Below are 20997 nucleotides of genomic sequence, written 5' to 3'. Positions count from 1 at the left end.
CCGCACCGCCGGCCAACAACCTGGTCGACGTCACCCTGCGGGTGAACGGACGCCCGCACCAACTCCGCCTCGATCCGCGGACGACGCTGCTGGACACGCTCCGGGAACGGCTCCACCTGACCGGTACAAAGAAGGGCTGCGACCGGGGCCAGTGCGGCGCGTGCACCGTGCACGTCGACGGGCGGCGGGTCCTGGCCTGCCTGACCCTCGCCGCCAGCCTGCGGGACAGGGCGGTCACCACAATCGAAGGGCTCGCCCCGGGAGGCGACCTGCACCCGATGCAACAGGCGTTCATCGACCACGACGGTTTCCAGTGCGGATTCTGCACGCCGGGGCAGATCATGTCGGCGGTGGCGCTGCTCCGGGAGGGGCACGCGGGTTCCGACGATGAGATCCGGGAGTTCATGTCCGGCAACCTGTGCCGGTGCGGCGCGTACCCGACCATTGTCGACGCGGTCAAGGCCGTCGGCCCGAGGGGCGGATCGAACTGATGCGAGCCTTCACCTTCGACACCCCGGCGACCGTGGCCGACGCGGTGGCCCAGGCCGGGGACGGCTCCGCGTACCTGGCCGGCGGGACCACCCTCGTCGACCTCATGAAGCTCGACGCCATGACGCCCACCCGGGTGCTGGACATCAACCGGTTGCCGATGCGCGGCATCCGGCTCGAAGGCGCCCGACTGTCCGTCGGCGCCCTCGAACGGATGAGCGACGTCGCAGACCACCCGATGGTCCGGGCCCGCTACCCGGTGGTCGCCGAGGCGTTGCTGCGCAGCGCGTCGCCACAGGTGCGAAACATGGCCAGCATCGGGGGCAACCTGTTGCAGCGGACCCGGTGCGGCTATTTCCGCGACCCGGACACACCCTGCAACAAGCGGGCACCCGGCACCGGTTGCCCGGCCCGGGACGGCCACAACCGGGCACACGCGATCCTGGGGACCAGCAACGACTGCGTAGCCACCCACCCGAGCGACCTGGCCGTGGCGCTGGTCGCGCTCGACGCCTCGGTGCTGCTCCGGAACCGGACCGGAGAGCGGATCGTCCGGCTCGATGACATCTACCGGCTACCGGAGAACACGCCGCACCTGGAGAACCAGCTCCATCCGGGCGAACTCCTCACCGAGGTGTCGATCCCCGCGCTCGACTGGGCCCGACGGTCGACGTACGTAAAGGTCCGCGACCGGCAGTCGTACGAGTTCGCGCTCACCTCCGCGGCCGTGGCCCTCGACGTACGGGGCGGGATGATCCGCAACGCGCGGGTCGCGGCCGGCGGCGTCGGCACCAAGCCATGGCGGCTGCCCGCCGTCGAGCGGGCCCTCACCGGCCGGCCGATGCGGCTGGACACCTTCGAGTCGGCCGTGGCGCACGCGGCCGACGGCGCCCGACCACTGGCACACAACCGCTTCAAGCCCGCACTGCTGCGCCGCACCATCGTCCGCGCCCTCACCGGACTGGAGGACTGACCATGGCCAGGTCTCTACTCGGCAATCCGGTGAACCGCGTCGACGGCCCGGTGAAGGTCACCGGCCAGGCCCGGTACGCCGCCGACAACAACCCACCTGACCTCTGCCACGGCTATCTGCTGACCAGCACGATCGCCAACGGCATGGTGCTGTCGATGGACCTCGGTGCCGCCGAGCAGTCCGGTGGGGTGATCGCGATCTACACCCCCGACAATCGGCTGCCGCTGCACGGCGAGCCGCCCTTCCTGCCCAACGTCCTCGGCGAGCGGAGGCGCCCGCTGAGCGACCACGAGGTGCGCTACCACGGGCAGATCATCGGCGTGGTCGTCGCGGACACCTTCGAACAGGCGCGGGACGCGGCCGCGCTGATCCGGGTGGCCTACCGCGAACTGCCGCCGAACTCCTCGTTCGAGGAGAACCTGGACAGGGGGGAACAACCGCCCTTCGTGGGCCTGCCGCTCGGGGTGCCGGTCGACATCGGAGTTGCCTCCATCGACGACGCCCTGGCCGCGAGCCAGGTCACCCAGGCAACCACCTACCGCCATCCGCCCCGGCACCACAACGCGATGGAACCGCACTCGGCCGTGGCCGTGTGGAAGGGCGACGAGCTGACCATCTACAGCGGGACGCAGGGGCCGGCGGCGCACGCCGAGGAACTCGCCGTGGCGCTCGCCGTCGACAAGACAAAGGTCCACGTGGTGAGCCCGCACGTGGGCGGTGGTTTCGGCGGGAAGGCGTTCACCTGGGCGCCTACGCTGCTCGCCGCGGCGGCGGCCCGAAGCCTCGGCCGGCCGGTCAAGATCGTGACCACTCGCGAGCAGCTCTACACCGTGACCGGGCACCGGTCCGCAGTGGTGCAGACGATGACCCTGGGCGCGCGCGAGGACGGCACGCTCAACGCCATCAAGCACCACTCCTTCACCGAAGCCCTGGTCGAGGACCCGGGCGTCCGTACGACACTGAGCTTCTACGCCACCCCCAACCTCCAGCTCCGGTTGCTGTGCCCACCCGGCATGAACCTCCCGACGCCGACGATTCTGCGGGCGCCCGGCGACGAGACCGGCTCCTTCGCACTGGAGTGCGCCATGGACGAGCTGGCGATCCGGCTCCAGATGGACCCGATCGACCTGCGCCTGAAGAACTACCTCAGGACCAGCCTGCAAACGGGGCTGCCCTACTCCAGCAAGCATCTGGACGAGTGCTATCGGGTCGGGGCCGCGCGGTTCGGCTGGTCCCGCCGCCGCGCCGCCCCCCGCTCGGTCAGCGACGGGGACTGGCTGGTCGGAATGGGCATGGCCAGCGCCGTCCTCGCCGCAGGGCGGGCCGCCACCACGGTCCGGGTGCTGTTCCGGGCCGACGGCACGGCCGCCGTCGCCACCGCAACGGCTGACCTGGGCACCGGGATGTGGACCATCCTGGCCATGATGGGCGCCGAGAGCCTGGGCATCCCGGTCGACCGGATCAGGCCCTCGATCGGCGACTCCCGGCTGCCGGTCGGCCCCGGAAGCGCCCCGTACGGGGCCATCGGGTCCGCCGCGACCGCCACCGTCATGCCGGCGGTGCGGGACGCGGCCGACAACGCCATCGCGGCGCTGATCCAGCACGGGGTCACCCACCGGCGCTCACCGTTGCGCGGGCTGAGCGTGGAGCAGGTGCGCTACCGGGACGGAAAACTGAGCGGCGGCGGGACGACGATCGGGTTCGGTGAACTGCTGACCACGACCCGGACCAGGGAACACGGCGCGACCACCACCAACGAGGTAAAGGAGAGCACGGAGTACGTGTTCGGTTCGTACGCGGCGCACTTCTGCGAGGTCCGGGTGAACCGCTTCACCGGCGAGGCGCTGCTGTCCCGGATGACGACCGTGGTGGACGCCGGCACCATCCTCAACGAGAAGACCGCCCGCAACCAGATCACCGGCGGCGTCATCTTCGGGATCGGTCCGGCACTGTTCGAGGGCGGCCACGTCGAGGCGAGCACCGGGCGGATCGACAACGCCAACCTCGCCGACTACCTGATTCCCGTCAACACCGACGTCCCCGACATCGACGTGGTGTTTCTTGACCATCCGGATCCCAACGTGAGCCCGGTGGGGGCCCGTGGCCTCGGCGAACTCGGCACTATCGGATCCGCCGCTGCCGTGGTCAACGCGGTCTGCAACGCGACGGGCAAGCGGATCCGCGACCTTCCGATCACTCCGGACAAGCTGTTCGAATGATCAGCGCACCACAACCGGCACACGGCATCGGCTCATGCCGGCGCTCACATCCGGCCGATTCACCTGCCGCCGGGTCTGACCCTCATGCGGCGGACCGGTCCGCGACTGCCGGGTTGCCCGCACGGCGGACCGCCGCGCCAGGCGCGGCCCGCCGTGCACGGCCGGCCGACACCTCCACCAGGATCCGCTCGACCTCGTCATGGTCGGCTGATCCGGTGCGCCATCGTCCTGTTCTGGCCGCTTCCCCCACAGCATCTCCCCCACGCGAGCCGGTCCTTCTGTCAGCGAACAGGGGAAGCGACTCGTACTCACGTTCGAACAGCGAACGTAGCGGCGGGAAGGGACCTCCGCAATGCGGCGACCAGGCAGGACCCGGAGAAATGCCGGCTGAGTCCCCCGCGCTACTTGACTGTCCGAATCCGCGTCAGACGGTAGGGCTCAGGCACGAGGGGCAGGCTTGCGCCGCGCGGGGTCTGGCAGGTGGGGCCGGTGCCGGGGTGTGTTGAGGGAGAGTCGCTGCTGCCCATGTAGCAGGGTTGGCTGGAATGGGTGCGCCGTCGCCGCCCTGCGCTCGTCGGCGTACCGACCTCCCAGTGCACGGCTCGGCGTACGGCGCCGCGTGGATGACGGCCTGATGACTCAGCTCGACAGTGCCGCCACGACGCTCGTCATCGAATAGTCGACGGGCCCTGCCGGCTCAGCAGGCCGGAGGCGAGCACTTCGAGTAGCTGACGCAGGACGTCAGCGAATTCGATCCGCAGTACCGCCAGCTCCGGATGCTCCTCGTACACCATCCTCATCGCGGGCGCGGGGCGGGAATGCGTCCAGGTCGCGCCGACCAGCAACATCGTGGCGGCGGCGAAGCGCTCCGCGTCGTGTTCGCCGAACTCGGGCACGTAGGTGCGCATATGCCGTGCGAGGACCTGCACGTGCTCGATGGCGGCCCGCTTGTAGTCGGCTGCGACCCGCGTCGAGATGTTGTGTTCCAGCACCGCGGCCTGGTTGCCCATCAGGTCGCACAGCACCGGCCGCGCGGCGCATGACGCCGAGAGCACCGCGGCGAGCCGATCAGCTCGCTGCTGTGCCGTCGCGGCTGCGTCGATGCCGTTGTCGAGCTCGGCGCCCAGCTGCCCCAGCCATTCGCGGATCTTCGCGTCGAGCAGTTCGAGCAGCACGGCCTCGCGGGATTCGAAGTAGCGCAGCACGTTCGACTTCGCCAGGCACACGCGGCGGCTCAGCTCGTTGAGACTGATCTTCGCCACCGGCAGTTCGTCCAGCATCGCGGCGGCGGTCTCGAGGATGTCCCGCCGCCGCTCGGCGCGCTGCTCCTCGCTCCGGGCCCGCCTGAAGGACGTCATGCGCCGAGTCTACAGACCGACGGTCTCTTGCCGTAGAGACTGTCGGTCTGTTAGCGTCGAGGCGATAACAGACCGACAGTCTTTAGGGAGTTGCGATGTACTCCGTGCCCGACCAGTCCGGGAAGTTCGCCGTGGTGACCGGCGCGAACAGCGGCACCGGTAAGGAGACGGCCCGTCGCCTCGCCGAGGCCGGCGCGCATGTCGTCCTCGCGGTGCGCACGCCCGCCAAGGGCGAGCAGGCCAAGGCAGACATCCTGGCGCGCCACCCTTCGGCAACGCTCGAAGTCCGCCGCATCGACCTCGCCGACCTCGCATCCGTGCACGAGTTCGCCGACGGCCTCATCGCCGACGGCACCCCGCTGGACCTGCTGGTGAACAACGCCGGCGTGATGGCCCCGCCGCAGCGGATGACCACCGCCGACGGCTTCGAGCTGCAACTGGGCAGCAACTACCTCGGCCCGTTCGCCCTGACCCTGCGCCTGCTGCCGCTCCTGCTCGCAGCCGACCAGCCGAGAGTGGCGACGATGAGCAGCGGCACAGCCAACTTCGGCCGCATCCACTTCGACGACCTACAGTGGCAACGCCGCCGCTACAGCCCCATGCTGTCCTACGCCCAGTCGAAGCTGGCCGACCTGATGTTCACCCGGCAGCTCGCGACGATTGCGGCCGAGCGCGGCTGGAAGGTCCTCAGCACCGGCGCCCACCCCGGCTACACGCGGACCAACCTGCAGACCGCCGGGGCCAGCCTCGGCCGCGACAAGACCACCCGCTCCTGGGTGTCGCGCTTCGACATTCTCCCGTCCCAGGACGTCGAACAGGGCGCCGAGCCGCTGCTGTACGCGGCGACCGCCCTGGACGTCGCCGCCGGCGATTACTTCGGCCCGTCCCGCCGGTTCGGCCTGGTCGGCCCGACGACGAAGGTCCGCCCGACCCGCCGTGCCCTCGACGATGCCGCCAACGCCCGGCTCTGGACCGAATCCGAGCGGCTCACCGCCGTCAGCCTGACCGAACATGTTTCCTAAGCGCTGACGACAAGCTCAAGCCGGTCGGCGACCGGCTTGGCACGCGCGGAGCGCCGGTCTGGGACGAACCATGGGGTACGGCAGCCGGCCCAGAAGCGTCGACAACCGTCGGATCGTCATGGTCGACGACGTATGCGTTCAAATGGGTCATCACCTCGAACTCGCCGGTCAGATCCAGCAGGCCCATCGCAGTTTAAACACGCCGTATCGGGTCCGATTCGTCGTCGGAGACCATCGTGTACGCGCAGGCGAAAGCGACGCCGTCGTTCGACATCTCGGTCATGCAGGGCGGCGGTGGCCTCCTCGGGCGTCGTCGCCCGACAGCCCTTGCCGCCGGGCGGTTCGCTGTCCAGCCAGCGACCGGGGCCGACCGATGTTATCCCCGCCCCGGCAAGCCACTGCACGGCCAGGTCCGCATCCGAGGTACGCATGCCGTGGAGTCTGCATGCGTCCAGGGTGAACCTCCATCAAATAGCGAGGTCCCTCGGGAGCTTCGCTGACCCGGTGCTGATCGGCTACGTCGCCCTCATGGTTCCTAATCCAGCCCTTCCTGGCCGCAGGGTCAGCCGTCCGCTTCTACCGCGCTGCGCTTGTCACCGAAGGTGCCGGCCAGGCACCGCTCGCCGACGTACGGGCATAGCCGATGAGAGGGCGGCTGCCCGTTCCGCGCGGCCCCGCCACGCCGCTTCCGGGGCATCGCGTTGCCCAGCCGGTCAGGTCGGACCATGCTGGTGTACACCGGCGCTTGGAAGGTGTACGAGTCCCGGGGTTGGGTAGCCCACGGACCGCGTGTGTCATCAGAGGGAGTGACAATGGGCGGCGGGCGGATTCCGGATTCCTTCACGGAGCAGACGGCGCGGGTCGGCGACGTCACGATCAACTACGTTCGGGGCGGCCGGGGCAGCACCCTGGTCCTGCTGCACGGCTATCCCCAGACGTGGTACATGTGGCGCAAGGTTCTGCCGGAGCTTGCCAAGCACCACACGGTCATCGCGCCTGACCTTCGGGGAGCCGGCGGCAGCGACGCCCCGGCAGGAGGCTACGACAAGAAGACCCTCGCCGGCGACGTGTACGGCCTGCTCACCCAACTCGGCCTTGATGACGACGTCAGCATCGTCGGGCACGACATTGGGACCATGGTCGCGTACGCGTATGCCGCCGCTCACCGCGATCACGTGCGCAATCTCGTGCTCACGGAAGCGCCTATCCCTGATCAGAGCCTGTACCAGGTCCCGTCACTGACCCCGAAGGGACCCGGCTTCTGGAACTTCGGCTTCTTCAGCCTCCCAAATGGCCTGCCGGAGCAGATCGTGGACGGTCGCGAGGCCCTGTGGGTGGATCGGTTCACCGATTCGATGGAAGTCCAGAAGACCGGCATCGGCGATGACGATGTCCGCGAGTACGCCCGGTACCTACAAGACGACGATCACCTGCGGGCCAGCTTCGACTACTTCCGAGCACTGCCCCAAGATGTTGCCGACAACGCCGAGTACGGCAAGACGAAGCTGACCATGCCGGTTCTCGCACTCGGCGCCCGGGCCAGCCTCGGGGAGGCGGTACCTACCCAGGTCGCGCAGTACGCCACGACGGTAACTGGGGGCGTTATCGAGGACTCTGGCCACTGGATCTTCGAGGAACAGCCGGCCGAACTCACCGCGCAGCTCATGCAATTTCTCCAACAGACCTGAGTCGAACCTAGCCCGCCCGACAAGAGGCGCGTGGCGCATCCGCTTATGCCGCAGAGCATGCGCGGCGGCTGGCGGCGCACTGTTCACAGAGCGCGGCAACGTAGGTTGGCGCGGCACCATCCGATCATGCCGAAAGCAGTACGTTCGATCATGGAGCTTGAAACGACTACGGGAGCTTCTAGAGGGTGCCGTCGGCCCGGTGCAACCTGTCGGGATGTGTTAACTCCAGCGTCGCGCGAATTGTCTGCAGTGCCCCCATCGCCTCGGCGCGGGTGCCGGCGTCTACCCACAGGTCTCGCCATTCCGAATCAGCACCGAGGATTCGGGCCAGCGCACGCAAAGCCAGAGGAGGGATGTCGCCGGGAATGTCGAGCGTGCCGCCCTTCAGCAGGAAGTCCGGCGCGTATGGCGTGACCAGCGGTTCCCCGCCCGGCAGTTGCGAGGCGACCACGGCGACCGCAGCGATCGCTCGGTCCGCGAGCCGGCGGGAAAGGTATGTATCCGTGTTGCCCACCACGGCGCTCAACGTGGCCCGTACAAGGGGCAGCCGCTGGTGCTCGGCGGCATCGTGCAGATTCCCGCACCAGTCGGCTGCGGTGTCGTTGTCGAACGGCCCGACGTCCCACGTGCCCATCTTTGCCCTCCGGCGTCTCGCGACGATGACCTGACGATCATTGCATCAGCGCCGGACACCGCGACCCCTCGACCAGTCGCACTCCGCCACCAGCCAGCGGGCCCGCTGGCCCGCTGGCCCGCCAGGCGAACGGACCGCCCTCGCAGTCGACCTCGGCCTCGGCGCGGTCGGCCGACGGCAGAGGAGTGCACGTGATGTTGCCGTAGAAGGTGCGCTGGTACCTGCGGACACAGCAGCGGGTCGATCCAGCCCTCCCGGCCGGTCAGCCACTGAATCACCACCCCCAGGGGAGGACGCTCCCTCCTCAGGGGGAGGTGGCCCGGCGCTGCTCGTTCCTACCGTGAGCGGCATGAAGAGGTACGGACCGCTTGACGCCATTGCGCCGTCACTCGCGATGACCGCGAGAAACGATACGGAGACCCGCGACCATGGTGCCCGAGCCGTGATGGTCAACAGGCAGGTCCGGATTGTCGCTGCGGTGTGGCAGATCGCATACGCCTTGGTCCACATGTCGTGGGCTACCAGCGCTGGGCCACGTTTTCTGAATGGCCGGGAATCGTACTTCCCCGGCGGATGGGTTCCCGTGGTCCTCGGCGTCCTCGCGGCGGTCGGATGCCTCTGCGCCGCGGTGACCGCCCGCCGCGAGATGGGCGACACCGGCCGCTACGTGCTCGCCGGGTTCAACGCCGTCGCGGGCGCTGCCTTGTGCGTGTATTCGTTCCTGTTCCCGGTGATCGTGGTATCACTGCTGTTCGAAGGCGCCCGACCCGGCAGCCTCGCCAGTCTGCTGGCGACCGGCAGCGGCATCATCGGCGGAACCCTCTGCCTGATCATCGCCGCAGGCGAGCGGCGGCTGGCCGCGCATCCTTGCGCGGCTTGCGGGCGCGCCCACGGAAGGTCACCGGAAAGCCGGGCGGAGCAGGCGCCCGTCTGGGCCTTCACCGGCGCCTACCTCGCCGTCGTCGGTTTCGTGGCCCGGATGAGCGTGTGGCTCAACGACACGATCGCCGGGCGGTGGCCGTCCGTGGCGAGCCGGGCGAACGGCATATCGTGGACCGCGATCGTGGTGTTCATGGTGCTGATGACCCTGGCCGGCACGCTGTTACCGCTGGCCCTGGCGCACCGCTGGGGCCGGCTCTGGCCGGCCTGGTCGGGGCCACTGCGCGGTCGGGCGGTGCCTCGATGGCTGGTGCTCGGCCCTGGCCTGTTCGTGGGGGCGAGCCTGACCGCATACTTCGGCATCGCCGGGATGACCGCCTGGATCCGCGGTGAGTTCGGCGGCCCGTTCCTGCGCTTGGCGCTGGAGATGGGCGGCTACACGCTCTGGGGTGTTGGGCTGCTGGTGGCCGCCGCGTCGTACTTCGCGCTGACCCGGCCGCCGTGCCCGCAGATGGACACCCGATCGGGGCTGATGGGCCCGATGGACGTCTACAGTGCGGTACGCATGAGGCAGTCGATTCGTCGATTCACCGATCAACCCGTCCCACGCGATGTTCCCAGCGCCGAACCATGTCAGTATCCCTCAGGCAGTTCACAACCGACTACGCGAAGACTCACGTCCACGGACGACATTGACGTTGCCGGCCCGCCCCGGTGGGCGCGAATCGCTGGAACGGTCGGCTGGATGGCACCCATCCTCGGCTTCGTCCCCCTACATCTACCCTGGATCTTCGCCATACCCTTCCTCGCTCACCCGGAGAGCTTCGACGCCTGGTACCACGGCCGCAGCAACGGCACGGAAAGTCTTCCGGACGGCATCTTGGGTATACCCGCCGGAGGGTTCTACCTTGCCGGGCTGACACTGCTCGCCATTCTCGGCGGAATACTCTCACTGGGCCTCATACGCCCCTGGGGACTGGTCTATCCACGCTGGATGCCATTGCTACGTGGACGCCGGGTCCCGGCATGGATCCCGCTTACGCCTACCGTGCTCGGTTCCGCGCTGATGATCGGCTATGCACTCACCCTTCCCCTCAAGATTCCCCGTGCCATCGCCGAGGCGAGCCCCGCTGATCCGTTCACGATCACCGGTGCGCTGGTCGGCCTGCCCATCTTCCTGGCGTGGACGGTGGCGCTTCCCGTCGCCGGCTGGTCGTACTTCCGGCGTACCCGCCGAGCAACCCACCAATTTTCCGCTTCCGCCTGAGTCATGCCCGAAGAGTCGAGACCGTACTCGCGTTCACAGCGGTCCGTCGGCAGATCCAGACCTAGGCAGTTCGGCATGCCCGGACCTCTCTGGCTCGGCGTACCAGGATCAACGCCTACCGAGAGCGACGGGCGCGCCAGCACCGACGCGCTCTGATTGCGGCAGATCCGGATGGCGACGAGGCTCGCGGCCAGAGAAGATTGACGCGGACGAATCAATCCGTCCCGAAAGGCCATGTGCCGTTACCCGCCGAGGGAGCGGATCTCGACGTTGGTAAAGGCAACTCGGAACGGTGGCTGCTCCTCGGTGGTGGCGGGGAAGGTGCCCAGTACGACGCGGCCCCGGGTGAAGGTGGCGTCGTCGACGGTGCCGACGCGTTGGCCGTCGCGGTCGATGCTGATGGTGGTGCGACGGGCGGAAACCGCGATGCGGGTTGTGGTGTCGGGTGGGATCGGGTCGTCGAGGGCCATGGTCCGCAGCACCGTCACGCTCGCGCCGTCGCCGACGCCGTGGGTGGCGAGCTCGACCGAGTCGGCACAGACGCGCACGAGGTAGCCGGCATTGCCGGCGAAGCGGAACCACAGCGCCGCGCAGCTACCCGGTGTCTCAAGCCGTACGTCGACGGCGGCGGAGACGTCGGTGTAGGCGTCGGTCGGGCCCGGGCAGCGGTACGGGCCGGTGCTGTCGCGGGCGACCACCAGCGCCCGGTCGAACGTGCAGGTGGTGCCTTGTGCTTCGTCCTCGCGGACCTTCCACAGCCCGGGCGCGGTCAGCGGGTCGCGCACGACCGGCGGCCCGGGCGCGGCCGAGTTCGTGGCCGGCGGGGTGGGCGGGGCCGAGTTCGTGGCCGGCGGGGTGGGCGGCGAGTTCGTCGCCGCCGTGGTGGCCTGCGAGGTCGCCGTGGGTGTCGGGGTCGCACCATCCGACCCGTCGCCGTCGTCGCCGAATGGGAGCACACCGCTGGCGATGCCCGCGACGGTCAGCGACGTGACAAGCACCGCCACCGCCAGCGCCACGCTCGCGACCCTTCCCCAGCGCCCGCCGGTACGCGCGGGCGGGGCCGGCGGCGGTGGCGCGGGCGCGGCCCCCGGAGTCCCGCCCGCCAGGCGGGTGGTGTCATGGCCGGCGGGGCGGATGGCGAAGTGTTCCGTGGCCGCCTTGGCCTCGGCTGCGGCGGCGAGCAGGGCGGGCTGCTCCGCCAGGGCGGCCTGGACGGCGGGCGGGCGTACCTGGCCGGGGGCGAGCAACATGTCGAGCAGCTCGCGCGACGTGGGGCGGGCGGCCGGGTCCTTGGCCAGGGCGCGTTCGACAAGGTCGCGCAGCGGGGGTACCAGCCCGGCCAGGTCGGGTGGTTGGGTGACGATGCGTGCGGCCACGACCGGTGGAGTGTCCACACCGAACGGTTGGCGGCCGGTGCCGGCGTACGCGAGCACCGCACCCCAGGCAAAGACGTCCGCCGCCGGGCTGATCACTCTGGCGGCGTCGGAGCCGAAGCGCTCGGGTGCCATGTATCCGACGGTGCCGAGCATCTGGTTGGTGCGGGTGTGGTGGCTCGTCGCCTCGACCGCGCGCGCGATGCCGAAGTCGATCACCTTCGGGCTGCCGGGCGCGAGCAGGACGTTGCTGGGCTTGAGGTCCCGGTGGATGACGCCGGCACCGTGGATCACGGTCAGCGCGGTCGCCACGCCGATCGCGAGCGCGTGCAGGTTGGCCGGGCTGAGCGGGCCACGCTCAGCCACGACGTCGGAAAGGCTGGGGCCGTCGACGTACTCCACCACGAGGTAGGGCGGGTCGTGGTCGGGGTCGGCGTCGAGCACCTCGGCCGTGCAGAACGGCGGTACCTGCCGCGCCCGCTCGACCTCGCCGCGAAAGCGACGCCGGAACTCCTCGTGCGCGGCGACGTCGGCCCGGATGACCTTGACGGCGACCGGTCGGCCGGCGTCGCGGGCCAAATAGACGGTGCCCATGCCGCCCTGGCCGAGCCGCCCCACCAGCTCGTACCGGCCGAGCCGCCGTGGGTCGCCGGGCTGCAGCGCCGCCGACCGCCGCTCTTCCTCGCCGGTCATCCGCCCGTCACCCCGCTCGTCCGGGACTCCGCTGGCTCTCCGGACGCGATGACGACATCGAACCCGCGACTGGCCGCGAACTCGGCCGCCTCGCGCCGCACGGCCTCCGCGCCGGATCCCAGTGCTACGACGACCGCAGGCTCGCCGCCGCGAATCAGCACGTCGGGCTCGACGGCCGCGAGTTGGGCGGCGAGGTCGGCCTCGGGGTCGCGGCTGAACCGGGCGAGCACCGGCGCGCCGAGCCCGCGGGCCCGTACCGAGTCGGCGAGGCCGGCCAGCTCCCCCATCGCGGTGGTCATGCCGAGCAGTTCTTCCGACAGGCCGCTGCCCACGTCAAGCGGCCGCGCCGGGTACGGCACGAGCCGGCTCAGCACCACCTCTGCGCTGCTGTGTCCCGCAGCGGCGGCGCCCCGCTCGGCTAGGTCGGCGGCGAGGTCGACAAGGGCCGGCGCGGGCGCCAGACCCCCGGGCAGCGAGACGAGCACGCGGTAGCCGGCCGGCGGTACCTCGGGCCGCTGCACCGCCAGTGCGTCCCGCTCGACCATCCGTCGTGGGTAGACGAGGCTGAGCAGCGGGCCGGCCATGACGGTGGTGACCAGCGCCATCACCACCATCATCGAGAACACGCGTTCGTCGATGATCCCCAGCTCCAGCCCGACCGTCAGGATCACGATCTCGGTGAGCCCTCTTGTGTTCATGAGGATGGCCAGCGCGCCGGCCGGGCGGGTCGCCACCTTGTTCAGACGGGCGGCCACGTACGCCCCGGCGAACTTGCCGCCGATCGCCACGACGAGGATCGCGGCGAGTTCCAGCAGCCCCGTCCCGCCGAGCGTGGAGAGGTCGACCCGCAGCCCGGAAAGGACGAAGAACGCCGGCAGCAGGAGCAGCACGCTGACCTGTTCGAGCCGTTCGAGGGTCTCGACCCGGAGCTTGTCCGCGCCGCTCGGCTCCGCCGCACCGGCGCGCGTCCGGGGCATGACCGCGCCGAAGAGGAACGCGCCGAAGATCGCGTGCAGTCCCAGCCACTCGGTGGCGAGGCTGGACAGCAGCAGGCCCACGAGCACCACGGCCAGGATGTCGGGCGTGAGTCGCCCGGCACGCGCCCGCGCCGTGTCGACGCGGGCCAGCAGCGGCCGCACCACGAGCAGCATCAGCAGCGTGTACGGTACGCAGAGCAGCGGCAGCCACGGATTGGCGCCGTCCGCCCCGGCGACGGCGACCACGACGGCGAGCAGCGACCACGCGACGACGTCGTCCACGGCGGCGCTGGCGAGGGCGAGCCCGCCGACGGGCGTGCGTACCATGCCGCGGTCGGTGAGAATGCGGGCCAGCACCGGGAACGCCGTGACCGCCATCGCCGCGCCGATGAAGAGAGCGAACGGCAGCGGGTCGGAGACGTCGTGCCGGCCGGCGAGCCACCCGGCGAGCAGCACGCCGAGCCCGAGCGGCGCCACGATCGACCCGATGGACACCGAGGTGGCGGTGCGACCGCGGCCGCGCAGCGAGGCGTGGTCGAGTTCGTAGCCGACGATGAACATGAACAGCACCAGGCCGAGGTTGGCCAGGCCGGACATCACGGGCCGGATCTCGGCGGGCAGCAGCCAGTCGCTGACCGCCGTGCCGAAGAGCGTCGGTCCGATGAGGACACCGGCGACGAGCTCGCCGATCACGGGTGGCTGGCCGACGAGCCGGGCCAGCCAGCCGAAGGCCCGGGCCAGCACGATGATCGCCGCGACCGCGAGCAGAAAGCTGACGAGGGCGTGCGCGCTCATGAGGCACCCTCCGCGAACCGGTCGACGCGGTCGGCCAGCGCCGGCGCGGCGGGCCGGTCGGCGGCTGGCGCGAGGCATTCGCGTACCAGGGCAGCCAGTGCCTCCGGCAGCTCCGCGCTCAGCTTGGGCGGCATGGAGACCACGCGGCGCAGCACCAGCAGGCCATCGCCCTCCGGCAGCGTGCCGTAGATGCCGGTGCCGGCCACCACGCGGTGCAGCAGCACGCCCAGCGACCAGACGTCGTGCGACGGCTGCGGCCGCTCCCCCAGCAGCAGCGCGGGGTCGACGTACTCCACCGAGTCGAGCGCCCCCATGCCGGTGATCGTGACGCCCTCGGCGAAGACGTGCGCCAGCCCGAGGTCGGACAGTCGCGCGCCGCCCTCGTGCAGGAGCACGTTGCCGGGCTTGACGTCCCGATGCACGACCCCGGCGGCGTGTAGCGCGGCGACCGCCCGCGCGGCGTGTGCCACCGCCCGCAGCGCGGCGGGCCGGTCCAGAGGCGCGGCCGGCACGGCCAGCGAACCGCCCGGCAGGTACTCGGTCGAGTAGTAGAAGATGCCGTCCTGCTGCCCGGCGTCGTACGGAGCGACGAGGTACGGCGAACGTACCGCCGCGAACGCGCGCAGCTCGCGGGTAGCCCGGCGGAACGCCACCTCGGTCGACTCGGCGGCCAGCACCTTCACCGCCACCTCGGCGGCCTCGACGGGCAGTCGGGCCGGCCGGCGGGCGAGAAAGTACTGGCCGTGGTTGCCCGAGCCGAGCGGCCGGATGAACTCGTAGTCGGCGATGCCGCGCATCTGCTCCCCTGGGATGTTCACGGGTTTCGGTGGGACTCGTAGCGCAGCCAGCGCAGCCCGAACACGAGCCGGGTGCCGGGCCGGATCTCCACCGGTACACCCGGCTGGAGCCGCCAGGGGTGCGGGTCGCCGGGCGGTTCGACGACCGTGCCGTTGGCCGATCCCAGGTCGACGGCGCGAACGGTCCAGCCGGCGAGCGTCATCCGCAGGTGCTGCCGCGACACGCCGCTCGCCGGCCCGGCGATGCGCAACGGCCGCGCCCCGTGCGCCACCGCGGGGTCGCGGTGCGGCTCACGCCCCACCACGTAGTCGGCGTCCAGCCGGAACGTGGCGCCGTCGTCGACAAGCAGCACGCCGAGCGGCGGCCGCGGGCCGAGGACGGTGACGTGCGTACGCTGCGCCATCGAAATGCCACACAGCTGGCAGTACGGCACGGCCGGGTCGTTGAAGTGGCCGTTGGCGCAGTGCACACCCTCGACAAGCAGCCGCGTCGGCTCGTTGCGCGGTGCCACCTCCGTCGGCGCGTCCGCCGCTCCGGGAACGAGCAGGACCGCCTCGAAGGGCGCGTTGCGGTCGGGTTGCCTCATGTCAGCCGCCCTCCGCGAAAGCGCCAGCGCAGGAACGGCACCCGCATCGGCCCGTTCGCGACGAGCCAGACTGCCAGCCACACGGCGGCGAAGTGTACGACGTACGCGGCGAGCGGCACGGTGTCCACTGTGGGCAGCAGGCCGGCGTCGAGCAGCAGCCAGAGCAGCAGGCCCTCGGGCACCGCCGTCAGCAGGCCGAAGAGCGACGGCCAGTCCTTCTCCCAGCGGAACTGCATGAGCAGGTGGTACAGCAGCTCCCAGCCGACCCCGAGCACCGCCACGGCGGCGAGCACCGCGAACGTGGTCCGGTAGTCGGCACCCACGAGGGGCGTGACGACCGCGGTGACAACCGAGCCCACTACCAGGAGGAGGACCAGCCGGGTCTGGATCCGGCCGGACAGCACGGGCACCACGTCTCATCCCTCCCGGACCGGCCGGCCGAACGCCCAGCGCACCCACTGCGTGGTGGAGCGGACCGACCCGATGCGGCGGCCGAAGCCACGGCGGGCGAGGTCGTCGGTGATTTCCTGCGCACCGATCTGCAGCCCGAGGAACGTGTCCACGCCCGGGAAGTACCCGCCGAGCGTGGCCGCGCCGGTGGCGTACAGGGCACCGTCGCCGCTGGCCGTCCCCTTGACCTCGAAGTGGCGCTCGACCTCCAACCGGCCCAGCGGGTTGCGGCCGGCGCCGCCGTGCGCGAGCAGGTCGGCGAGGACGCGGTGCTCGGCGATGTCGGCCTCAAGGCCGGTGCAGTCGATGATGTAGTCGGCGCCGATCTTCCGCGTGCCCGCGTCGCCGGTGACCAGGCTGACGAGCGTGCCGTCGGCGGCCGGCTCGACCCGTTCCACGAGACCCTGGCTCGCCTCGTACCACCCGCCCTCGCGGCCGGCGCGCATCTGCTGCTGCCAGCGGCGGCGCTTAGGCGTGTTGGTGCCGCCCATCCGCTTGTACTCGGTCGCCCGCTCGGCGCCGTCGAGCCGCCGCATCTTCGCCTTCAGCTGCCCGCCCCACACCGACTTCGGATAGTTGAATCCCTGGTACGCCCAGCCGTCGCCGCCCTTGCGCCGCGACCACAGGTGCGGCCCGTGCGCGCCGGTGACGAACGTGCGGAAGATGTGCACGATCTTCGTCTGTAGCCCGAACCGCTCGCGGTCGTCCATCAACCGCTGCAGCACCCGGGACGCGACGATGCCGCCGCCACGCACCATCACGGTGCCCGGCCTGGTGCGCAGCGCCTCGTACACGTGCTCGTGCGACTCGTACGCGTTGACCACGCGCGTGAAGTCACCGTACTTCTCCCGGAACTCCTGTAGGTCGGGCAGGAACCGTAGCCCGGGGTACCCGACCGCCAGGTGCACGAAGCGCGAGCGGTAGGCGACCCGCTTGGTCGGGCCGGTGCCGACCGGTGGCGTCAGCACGGTGAAGTAGCCGCCGCCCGCCCGCCGCCGCACCATCCGCACGACGCCTTTCACGAGCATCGTCGGGTACCCGATACGCCCGGACTCCCGGGCCATGCTCTTGAACACGTCGGCCACGCGCGGCGTCCAGTAGTCCGCGAAGATCGGCTCACCGAGCACGTGCACCAGCGGTCGGAGGGTCCGCTCCCGCCACGCCTCGCTCAACGCGTACGACGGAAAGCCCCAGATGTTGTCCGGCCGTGAGGACGAGTCGGACCGGATGCGTTCCGGCCCGGGGATCTGCGAGACGCGGGTCAGGTACTCGTATGTCTGCCACGGGTTGTCGATGGTGGACAGCACCCGGATGTCCGCGGTCGGTACCCCCGCGATGCGCAGGTAGTCGACCAGTACGAACGAGCCGATGCCGCCGCCCACCGTCACCAGCGGCACGTCGTACACCGGGATGCCGGCCTCCGCGACGAGGCTGTCTGGCCAGGTCGCGTTGTCCAGCAAGGCTTGCGTGAGATCGCCTCGATCTCGTAGCTCCCGCTCCGGCATACCCCGTCTCCGTCCGCCGTGCCCACATCGATATAGCCGAACATCGCAGGCGCCGCCCAGTCTCGCCCACGCGAAGTCAAGGCGATGTGAGGTCTCGCCCCCGCGAGAATCCGCTTTCAGACAGCAACGGACCTGAGTTGGGATTGTGAAGAGCGCCTTACCCGAGCGTCACGCGGTCACCGTACCGACGGTGGTCGGACTACCACAGTGGACGATCGTCCGCAGCGGCATCCGCGCATCGGCACGTCCAGACATCCTCGCAGCTGTCCACGTCCAGGTCGGCAGCTACCGAAGGTGACGGAGGTGCCATCACCGGCGCGCACGACCGGCGGCAGTTGAGTGCGTCGTAGACTTCCGCCGGTGCCAACTCGCTTCCTCCGCCGTCGCTGGGATGAGTCACGAGGCGACGAGTTTGACGGTTGGGGACGCTCCGTCTGGTACTTCGAGGTCGGTGAGGATGGCTGGCCTGTTCGGCAGGTCGAGGTCTACGACAACGGGCCGGTTCTCCGCTATGGACCTGGACATGAGGAGGACCGGTACGGGGGTTTGGGGCAGGTGAGCCTCGATGACGGGACCGCGGTCTGGAAGAACTACACCATTGCGCGAGACGTCTTCGAGCGTGTCTGGGACTCAGCCGGCGAGTAAGAGTCGAGACCTCCGCTGACATCAGCGTTAACGACCAGGCTGCGTTCTCTGCGGCAGATGCGGATGTCAAGCAGTCCGCTGTGGCTCAGAGCCGCCCGGCACGCAGATTACCGGCTCGAGTTGTCGCCGCACGAGCTTGTCAGGCGCACGGGTTCGATGATGCCGGCGGTACATCTGCGACGTAGGAATCGCCGACTATGATCCGGTGACCGCGCCAGAAGGGAGTCAGATGCAGACGTGGCGTCTCCTGGCAGGTGCCGCGATGAGCCTGGCCGTGGTTCTGGTCGGCCTCGCCTTAGCTACCAACGTCCGTGGCGTGACGGCGTGGCACGTGCGGCGGTCGATGGCAACGGCGCGCGTGCTGCGTCGAGTTCCGCCGTGGCGCTGGTCATCGGGTGGCCCGCACGAGAAGCGTCTGGCGCGTTTCGTCTTCCTGGAACGGCTGATTGGCGCGGCCTTGGCTGTGGTCGGCGTCATGATCCTCGTTGGTGTCGGTTATGGCATCTTGACCGGTCAGCCGGTGCCGATGGTGAAGTAGGATGCTCGCTCCCGACCGGCGCTAGGTTGTCGAACAGCGCAGCTCACGCTTCAGATCCAGGGACATGGCAGTCGTCCGGTAGCGCCTCCAGAGACAGGGCGCGCACGGACGGCGGCAGATCCGCGCATCCGCTCATCGGGCCGTCCGGCGGCAGGCACCTGTTGCCTCTTCGGCCTTGGTAGTCAATAGTGAGCGAGGATCTGCGCTACAGGGTGGCCGAGCAAATCACCTACCCGGGCGAGTTCCTCTGTGTCGAGTTCGTATTGCGCTCGGGTCGGGTTCATGGCGCTCACCTCGAACCGCGCGAAACCGATGGGCCAGTCGTAGTGCAGGCCGTTCAGCGGTACGACGGCACCGCAGCAGGGCACCGTCACGTCCAGGTGGTCGAAGCTCGGGCTGCCATTTCCCCTGACCAGGTCGCCGAGCCAGTCGAGACCGATATCCCGACCGCAGCGCGAGCATGTGATCTGGCTGGTATTCTCGCCGGCGTCGACCAGGGTCACCCGGTCGTAGAACTTGTACTCCACCTCCTCGACAGAGTCGTCGGGGCCTGAGAACAAGCTCGCCACGTAGGCACCGGCGCCGACGGCCGCCTCGTGGGTGGGCTGCCAGCCCGGGTTCGTCGGGATCAGGCGGATGTACAAGTCGCTCACAATGCCCAGCATGCCTGGTGCCGTCGATGCATGCTCAGTCGAGCTGCCACCTATATCGACCTCAGGCAACGCACTCAACTCGGCATGCTCGGATGGTGCGCGCCAACCTACGTTGCCAGGCTCCGTGACCGCCGCGCCGCCAGCCGCCGCGCACGCTCTGCGGGATGGAAGTGAGTTGCAAGGGCGCCATTTCTGGGTCGGCCAGTGAGTGCGCGCCCTGTCGACGTAGCCGCCGGTGCATCGAGGAGCCCTGGGCGAATACCGGGGGCGCCAGCGCGATACGCGCGTGCATTGACGGCCGGCTACGGGGAGTGCCCATCCTCGCCGGCGCCGAACCGTCCGGTTCCGCCATGCCCGGCCGTGGTGATGAACCCTCGATTGTCGTTCGGCAGCCTGACCCGTGTCGCTCATCGACCACGACGACCGCGTCCAGTTCCGCTCGATCGCGCTGCTGCTGCCTGACGACCCTCCAGCCGATTTCAGTCGGTCGTCCAACCGACTGAGCGCTGCCAGTCGGTTCCGGGCAGTTCGGCAAGTTGCTGTGCCGGTACCCGTCGAAGGGTGACCCGCGGTGCCAGCGGTGCGAGGCTCGGCATTTGTGGGTCAGAGCGTATGTGCATCTCAAACCCATTCTCCGCCAAGCAATAGACCAGGCTCCCGTCACTGGACACGAGTCGGTCGTCCGCGCGCCCCCAGCAGGAGACTCTCCCGGAGGTCGGATAGCCAGCGCCTGCCGTCCTCCGGACGAGTACGGTGACCGTGCGGCCGTACGGCCTGGCTGGTCGTTCGGAGAGTTCGAGGAAGAGGTCCGGATGGCCCGGCTGGCCAGGATACGCGTACGTCAGTTCGAAGCCGGGGATCTCCGGAACGACCAGCGGCACGCCGAGAGCGCGAAAATCGTCGACTCGCCACCGCAGTTGACTGGCTCGCTCGATGCCGACGACGGCGACGATCATGGCAGTCACGGAGAGGATCGCGCCCATTCGGGCCAGTCCAGGCAGCCGCCGACGAGTCGCCAACGCCAACGCGAGGTGCACACACAACGTGACCACGGCCCAGTACCCGGTGGTTTCCCAGCGGTCGCGTACCGGCCCGCCGATGGCCACCCCAACCGGAATCAGCACCACCAGCAGGATCGGCGCCAAGGCATGCGTCAGATAGGCTCCCGGTTCCCTTCGTCGCATCATCAACATCCACAGCAGCGGTGACAACGCGGCGATGACACATACAGCGCAGAGTGCCACGGCGAGGGAGATGAACACCGGACCCATCGACGTGGTCCAGTCCTGGTCTGCCGTCCACAGCCCGACAGCCACCACGGCCGCGACCGAGACCGCCCCACATGTCAAAGCATGCAGCGTCACAATCCGCAAGGGCGGAACGTCGACGCCGTCGCCGCTGAGGTCCGTCATGTCTTTACCGCCCCCGCATCCTGAATGCTCAGCCGTCCCGCCC

Annotated in this window: 17 protein-coding genes; 7 read left to right on the top strand and 10 right to left on the bottom strand. The window is 69.7% G+C overall.

Annotated features, from left to right (window positions below):
• Window positions 1-20: 20 nt before the first annotated feature.
• Genes Pen02_RS13125 through Pen02_RS13115 form a run of 3 tightly spaced genes read left to right on the top strand, consistent with a single transcriptional unit; the run spans window position 21 to window position 3681 of the window.
• Window positions 21-491: a (2Fe-2S)-binding protein gene (locus Pen02_RS13125; protein ID WP_239140777.1), complete on the top strand. Its 471-nt coding sequence runs from the start codon at window positions 21-23 to the stop codon at window positions 489-491.
• A complete protein-coding gene (locus Pen02_RS13120) occupies window positions 491-1462 on the top strand; it encodes an FAD binding domain-containing protein (RefSeq protein WP_203866280.1) in 972 nt (323 codons plus the stop codon). The genes Pen02_RS13125 and Pen02_RS13120 overlap by 1 nt, the downstream gene beginning before the upstream one ends.
• Window positions 1463-1464: 2 nt before the next feature.
• Window positions 1465-3681, top strand: a complete 2217-nt coding sequence (locus Pen02_RS13115) for a xanthine dehydrogenase family protein molybdopterin-binding subunit (protein ID WP_203866279.1) — start codon at window positions 1465-1467, stop codon at window positions 3679-3681.
• A gap of 668 nt (window positions 3682-4349) precedes the next feature.
• Here the strand turns inward: Pen02_RS13115 and Pen02_RS13110 are convergent.
• A complete protein-coding gene (locus Pen02_RS13110) occupies window positions 4350-5039 on the bottom strand; it encodes a TetR/AcrR family transcriptional regulator (protein ID WP_203866278.1) in 690 nt (229 codons plus the stop codon).
• 95 nt (window positions 5040-5134) lie between these two features.
• Here Pen02_RS13110 and Pen02_RS13105 point away from each other — a divergent pair, with 95 nt between their 5' ends.
• Complete coding sequence (locus tag Pen02_RS13105) at window positions 5135-6061, top strand: SDR family oxidoreductase (RefSeq protein WP_203866277.1); 927 nt, start codon at window positions 5135-5137, stop codon at window positions 6059-6061.
• 812 nt (window positions 6062-6873) lie between these two features.
• Window positions 6874-7749 (top strand): alpha/beta fold hydrolase, encoded by an 876-nt coding sequence (locus tag Pen02_RS13100; RefSeq protein WP_203866276.1) that lies wholly within the window; start codon window positions 6874-6876, stop codon window positions 7747-7749.
• A gap of 178 nt (window positions 7750-7927) precedes the next feature.
• Here the strand turns inward: Pen02_RS13100 and Pen02_RS13095 are convergent, their stop codons facing one another.
• Window positions 7928-8383: a DUF4259 domain-containing protein gene (locus Pen02_RS13095; protein WP_203866275.1), complete on the bottom strand. Its 456-nt coding sequence runs from the start codon at window positions 8381-8383 to the stop codon at window positions 7928-7930.
• Window positions 8384-8732: 349 nt separating this feature from the next.
• On the opposite strand from Pen02_RS13095, the gene Pen02_RS13090 reads away from it, so the two are divergent.
• Window positions 8733-10529 (top strand): hypothetical protein, encoded by a 1797-nt coding sequence (locus Pen02_RS13090; protein ID WP_203866274.1) that lies wholly within the window; start codon window positions 8733-8735, stop codon window positions 10527-10529.
• Between the two features lie 242 nt (window positions 10530-10771).
• Here the strand turns inward: Pen02_RS13090 and Pen02_RS13085 are convergent, their stop codons facing one another.
• Genes Pen02_RS13085 through Pen02_RS13060 form a run of 6 tightly spaced genes read right to left on the bottom strand, consistent with a single transcriptional unit; the run spans window position 10772 to window position 17661 of the window.
• Window positions 10772-12595: a serine/threonine-protein kinase gene (locus tag Pen02_RS13085; RefSeq protein ID WP_203866273.1), complete on the bottom strand. Its 1824-nt coding sequence runs from the start codon at window positions 12593-12595 to the stop codon at window positions 10772-10774.
• On the bottom strand, window positions 12592-14367 hold the full coding sequence (locus tag Pen02_RS13080) for a cation:proton antiporter (protein WP_203866272.1): 1776 nt from the start codon (window positions 14365-14367) through the stop codon (window positions 12592-12594). The genes Pen02_RS13085 and Pen02_RS13080 overlap by 4 nt, the downstream gene beginning before the upstream one ends.
• Window positions 14364-15185 carry a protein kinase domain-containing protein gene (locus tag Pen02_RS13075; RefSeq protein ID WP_239140596.1) on the bottom strand — a complete coding sequence of 274 codons (822 nt, stop codon included), beginning with the start codon at window positions 15183-15185 and terminating at the stop codon, window positions 14364-14366. The genes Pen02_RS13080 and Pen02_RS13075 overlap by 4 nt, the downstream gene beginning before the upstream one ends.
• Window positions 15182-15751 carry an FHA domain-containing protein gene (locus tag Pen02_RS13070; RefSeq protein ID WP_203866271.1) on the bottom strand — a complete coding sequence of 190 codons (570 nt, stop codon included), beginning with the start codon at window positions 15749-15751 and terminating at the stop codon, window positions 15182-15184. The genes Pen02_RS13075 and Pen02_RS13070 overlap by 4 nt, the downstream gene beginning before the upstream one ends.
• Window positions 15748-16164 carry a hypothetical protein gene (locus Pen02_RS13065; RefSeq protein ID WP_203866270.1) on the bottom strand — a complete coding sequence of 139 codons (417 nt, stop codon included), beginning with the start codon at window positions 16162-16164 and terminating at the stop codon, window positions 15748-15750. The genes Pen02_RS13070 and Pen02_RS13065 overlap by 4 nt, the downstream gene beginning before the upstream one ends.
• 3 nt (window positions 16165-16167) lie before the next feature.
• Complete coding sequence (locus Pen02_RS13060; protein ID WP_239140589.1) at window positions 16168-17661, bottom strand: hypothetical protein; 1494 nt, start codon at window positions 17659-17661, stop codon at window positions 16168-16170.
• Window positions 17662-18613: 952 nt separating this feature from the next.
• Between Pen02_RS13060 and Pen02_RS13055 the strand changes: the two genes are divergently transcribed.
• A complete protein-coding gene (locus tag Pen02_RS13055) occupies window positions 18614-18889 on the top strand; it encodes a hypothetical protein (RefSeq protein ID WP_239140587.1) in 276 nt (91 codons plus the stop codon).
• A 182-nt stretch (window positions 18890-19071) separates the two neighbouring features.
• On the opposite strand, the gene Pen02_RS13050 is transcribed toward Pen02_RS13055, so the two are convergent.
• Window positions 19072-19542, bottom strand: coding sequence for a hypothetical protein (locus Pen02_RS13050; protein ID WP_203866268.1), 471 nt, complete (start codon window positions 19540-19542; stop codon window positions 19072-19074).
• A gap of 479 nt (window positions 19543-20021) precedes the next feature.
• Window positions 20022-20997, bottom strand: a 976-nt coding sequence (locus Pen02_RS13045; protein ID WP_203866267.1) for a hypothetical protein, incomplete at its 5' end; no start/stop codon positions are given.

Origin of the sequence: Plantactinospora endophytica (assembly GCF_016862915.1) — a bacterium.
Taxonomy (GTDB): Bacteria; Actinomycetota; Actinomycetes; order Mycobacteriales; family Micromonosporaceae; genus Plantactinospora; species Plantactinospora endophytica.
The sequence above is the reverse complement of the archived record's forward strand: the minus strand, read 5'-3'. Positions and strand labels throughout refer to the sequence as shown.